A 4,698-nucleotide genomic window follows, 5' to 3' on the forward strand; every position below is an offset into this window, starting at 1 on the left:
GGGGACCGGCCTTGCGGTGTAAATGCTCAGCGATGACCTACTCTCGCATGGGAGACCCACACTACCATCGGCGCGTGTGCGTTTCACTTCCGAGTTCGGGATGGGATCGGGTGGTTCCACACAGCCATTGTCACTGAGCAAGCTGTTGCAGTCGCGCGTTTGCGCGGACTGGCATTGGGTTGGGACGTAGCGAGCGAGTGTGCCTGGAATGCTCCGACGTATCGTCGAGTCCAAGGCCACTTGAGGTTATATGGTCAAGCCGCACGGATCATTAGTACTGGTTAGCTCAATACATTGCTGTACTTACACACCCAGCCTATCAACCACCTGGTCTTGATGGTTCCTTCAGGGGAGTCAAGCTCCCGGGAGATCTCATCTTGAGGCGCGCTTCCCGCTTAGATGCTTTCAGCGGTTATCGCTTCCGAACGTAGCTACCCGGCAGTGCCACTGGCGTGACAACCGGAACACCAGGGGTTCGTCCACTCCGGTCCTCTCGTACTAGGAGCAGCCCCTCTCAAATCTCCAACGCCCATGGCAGATAGGGACCGAACTGTCTCACGACGTTCTGAACCCAGCTCGCGTACCACTTTAAATGGCGAACAGCCATACCCTTGGGACCGACTACAGCCCCAGGATGTGATGAGCCGACATCGAGGTGCCAAACACCGCCGTCGATATGAACTCTTGGGCGGTATCAGCCTGTTATCCCCGGAGTACCTTTTATCCGTTGAGCGATGGCCCTTCCATACAGAACCACCGGATCACTAAGACCTACTTTCGTACCTGCTTGATCCGTCGATCTTGCAGTCAAGCACGCTTATGCCTTTGCACACAGTGCGCGATGTCCGACCGCGCTGAGCGTACCTTCGTGCTCCTCCGTTACACTTTGGGAGGAGACCGCCCCAGTCAAACTACCCACCACACACGGTCCCCGACCCGGATTACGGGCCCAGGTTAGAACGTCAAGCACGACAGGGTGGTATTTCAAGGATGGCTCCACCAGAACTGGCGTCCTGGTTTCACAGCCTCCCACCTATCCTACACAGACGAACTCAACGTTCAGTGTGAAGCTATAGTAAAGGTTCACGGGGTCTTTCCGTCTTGCCACGGGAACGCTGCATCTTCACAGCGATTTCAATTTCACTGAGTCTCGGGTGGAGACAGCGCCGCCATCATTACGCCATTCGTGCAGGTCGGAACTTACCCGACAAGGAATTTCGCTACCTTAGGACCGTTATAGTTACGGCCGCCGTTTACCGGGGCTTCGATCAAGAGCTTCGCCTTGCGGCTGACCCCATCACTTAACCTTCCGGCACCGGGCAGGCGTCACACCCTATACGTCCACTTTCGTGTTTGCAGAGTGCTGTGTTTTTGATAAACAGTTGCAGCGGCCTGGTCACTGCGGCCCCCGACAGCTATAGCCCGCATGGGCCACCATCAGGGGCGCACCTTCTCCCGAAGTTACGGTGCCATGTTGCCTAGTTCCTTCACCCGAGTTCTCTCAAGCGCCTGAGAATTCTCATCCTGCCCACCTGTGTCGGTTTACGGTACGGTCTGCGTAAGCTGAAGCTTAGGAGCTTTTCCTGGAAGCGTGGCATCAGTCACTTCGTCCCAATGGACTCGTCTCGCTGCTCGGCGTTAACGGGATCCCGGATTTGCCAAAGATCCCCGCCTACCTGCTTTCCCCGGGACAACCAACGCCCGGTAGACCTAGCCTTCTCCGTCCCTCCATCGCACTTACGCGAGGTGCTGGAATATTAACCAGCTTCCCATCGACTACGCATTTCTGCCTCGCCTTAGGGGCCGACTCACCCTGCGTCGATTAACGTTGCGCAAGGAAACCTTGGGCTTTCGGCGTGCGGGCTTTTCACCCGCATTGTCGTTACTCATGTCAGCATTCGCACTTCCGATACCTCCAGCAGACCTCTCGATCCACCTTCAACGGCCTACGGAACGCTCCTCTACCGCGCATGCAAAGCATGCACCCCAAGCTTCGGTTTACCGCTTAGCCCCGTTAAATCTTCCGCGCAGACCGACTCGACCAGTGAGCTATTACGCTTTCTTTAAAGGGTGGCTGCTTCTAAGCCAACCTCCTGGCTGTCTGTGCCTTTCCACCTCGTTTCCCACTTAGCGGTAATTGGGGACCTTAGCTGTGGGTCTGGGTTGTTTCCCTTTTCACGACGGACGTTAGCACCCGCCGTGTGTCTCCCATGCAGTCTGTCCTGGTATTCGGAGTTTGCCATGGTTTGGTAAGTCGCAATGACCCCCTAGCCATAACAGTGCTCTACCCCCAGGAAGATTCACATGAGGCGCTACCTAAATAGCTTTCGAGGAGAACCAGCTATCTCCGGGTTCGATTAGCTTTTCACTCCTAATCACACCTCATCCCCTACCTTTGCAACGGGAGTGGGTTCGGGCCTCCAGTCAGTGTTACCTGACCTTCACCCTGGGCATGACTAGATCACCCGGTTTCGGGTCTATTGCCCGCGACTATGCGCCCTATTCAGACTCGGTTTCCCTTCGCCTCCCCTATACGGTTAAGCTTGCCACGAACAATAAGTCGCTGACCCATTATACAAAAGGTACGCAGTCACCCCGAAGGGCTCCTACTGCTTGTACGCACACGGTTTCAGGGTCTATTTCACTCCCCTCACCGGGGTTCTTTTCGCCTTTCCCTCACGGTACTGGTTCACTATCGGTCGGTCAGTAGTATTTAGCCTTGGAGGATGGTCCCCCCATGTTCAGACAGGGTTTCTCGTGCCCCGCCCTACTCGATTTCACTGAAAGAGCCCTTTCACGTACCGGGCTGTCACCGTCTATGGCCAACCTTTCCAGGTTGTTCTGCTAGAACTCAATCAGCTTAAGGGCTGTTCCCCGTTCGCTCGTCACTACTCAGGGAATCTCGGTTGATTTCTTTTCCTCCGGTTACTTAGATATTTCAGTTCACCGGGTTCGCCTTGCATGGCTATGTATTCACCATGCAATACCGCTTGCGCGGTGGGTTTCCCCATTCGGACATCGCGGGATCAAAGCTTGTTGCCAGCTCCCCCGCGCTTTTCGCAGGCTGCCACGTCCTTCATCGCCTCTGACCGCCAAGGCATCCACCATGTGCGCTTGTTCGCTTGACCATATAACCCCAAGTCGCCTCGGGGTTGCTGTGCCCGGGGGTACAAAGCCCGGACGCGAACAGCAACGACTCAAATGTTAGGTGCCTCTCGGCACCCGCCTTAGCCTCTACGACACGTCTGGACATTCCGTCTCAAAACGCTCGCTACATCCCAATTTTCAAAGAACGCCACCCGGCCTCAACGCCCAGTGGCTTCAAACTTTGTGTGTGTGCAGGTCATCCAGAGAGATCATCCAAGTGGTGGGTCTGGGAGGACTCGAACCACCGACCTCACCCTTATCAGGGGTGCGCTCTAACCACCTGAGCTACAGACCCAAGAGTCTCAACCCCCAACCAGGGGAGTGGTGGAGCCAGTCGGGATCGAACCGACGACCCCCTGCTTGCAAAGCAGGTGCTCTCCCAGCTGAGCTATGGCCCCTTTGGGCTCACTCTCTGAATGCAGGTCACTTGTGCGGACGCCTGGCAGCTTGGCTGCCTTTCGTCTCTAAAGGAGGTGATCCAGCCGCACCTTCCGATACGGCTACCTTGTTACGACTTCACCCCAGTCATGAATCACTCCGTGGTAACCGTCCTCCCGAGGGTTAGACTAGCTACTTCTGGAGCAACCCACTCCCATGGTGTGACGGGCGGTGTGTACAAGGCCCGGGAACGTATTCACCGCAGCAATGCTGATCTGCGATTACTAGCGATTCCGACTTCATGGAGTCGAGTTGCAGACTCCAATCCGGACTGGGATGGGGTTTCTGGGATTGGCTCACCGTCGCCGGCTGGCTGCCCTCTGTCCCCACCATTGTAGTACGTGTGTAGCCCTGGCCGTAAGGGCCATGATGACTTGACGTCATCCCCACCTTCCTCCGGTTTGTCACCGGCGGTCTCCCTAGAGTTCCCACCATTACGTGCTGGCAACTAGGGACAAGGGTTGCGCTCGTTGCGGGACTTAACCCAACATCTCACGACACGAGCTGACGACAGCCATGCAGCACCTGTCTCACGGTTCCCGAAGGCACCCCTCCGTCTCTGGAGGGTTCCGTGGATGTCAAGGCCAGGTAAGGTTCTGCGCGTTGCATCGAATTAAACCACATACTCCACCGCTTGTGCGGGCCCCCGTCAATTCCTTTGAGTTTCAGTCTTGCGACCGTACTCCCCAGGCGGCGAACTTAACGCGTTAGCTTCGATACTGAAGGCCAAAGTGCCCCCAACATCCAGTTCGCATCGTTTAGGGCGTGGACTACCAGGGTATCTAATCCTGTTTGCTCCCCACGCTTTCGTGCCTCAGTGTCAGTGCTGGTCCAGGTAGCCGCCTTCGCCACGGATGTTCCTCCCGATATCTACGCATTTCACTGCTACACCGGGAATTCCGCTACCCTCTACCGCACTCCAGACTGCCAGTTTCCAATGCAGTTCCCAGGTTGAGCCCAGGGCTTTCACATCGGACTTGACAGACCACCTACGCACGCTTTACGCCCAGTAATTCCGAGTAACGCTTGCACCCTTCGTATTACCGCGGCTGCTGGCACGAAGTTAGCCGGTGCTTATTCTTACGGTACCGTCATGACCCCAGGGTATTAACC

At 56.2% G+C, this 4,698-nt stretch carries 2 tRNA genes and 3 rRNA genes; all 5 read right to left on the reverse strand.

Annotation, left to right across the window (positions count from 1 at the left end):
• Positions 1–24: 24 nt before the first annotated feature.
• Positions 25–138 (reverse strand): 5S ribosomal RNA (rrf, locus tag G545_RS0100065).
• A gap of 112 nt (positions 139–250) precedes the next feature.
• Positions 251–3,128: ribosomal RNA gene (locus G545_RS0100070) — 23S ribosomal RNA — on the reverse strand.
• Positions 3,129–3,365: 237 nt separating this feature from the next.
• A tRNA-Ile gene (locus G545_RS0100075) sits at positions 3,366–3,442 on the reverse strand.
• A gap of 27 nt (positions 3,443–3,469) precedes the next feature.
• Positions 3,470–3,545: transfer RNA gene (locus G545_RS0100080), tRNA-Ala, on the reverse strand.
• 68 nt (positions 3,546–3,613) lie between these two features.
• A 16S ribosomal RNA gene (locus G545_RS0100085) occupies positions 3,614–4,698 on the reverse strand; the annotation flags it as partial.

Source organism: Lysobacter defluvii IMMIB APB-9 = DSM 18482 (assembly GCF_000423325.1).
Lineage (GTDB): Bacteria > Pseudomonadota > Gammaproteobacteria > Xanthomonadales > Xanthomonadaceae > Novilysobacter > Novilysobacter defluvii.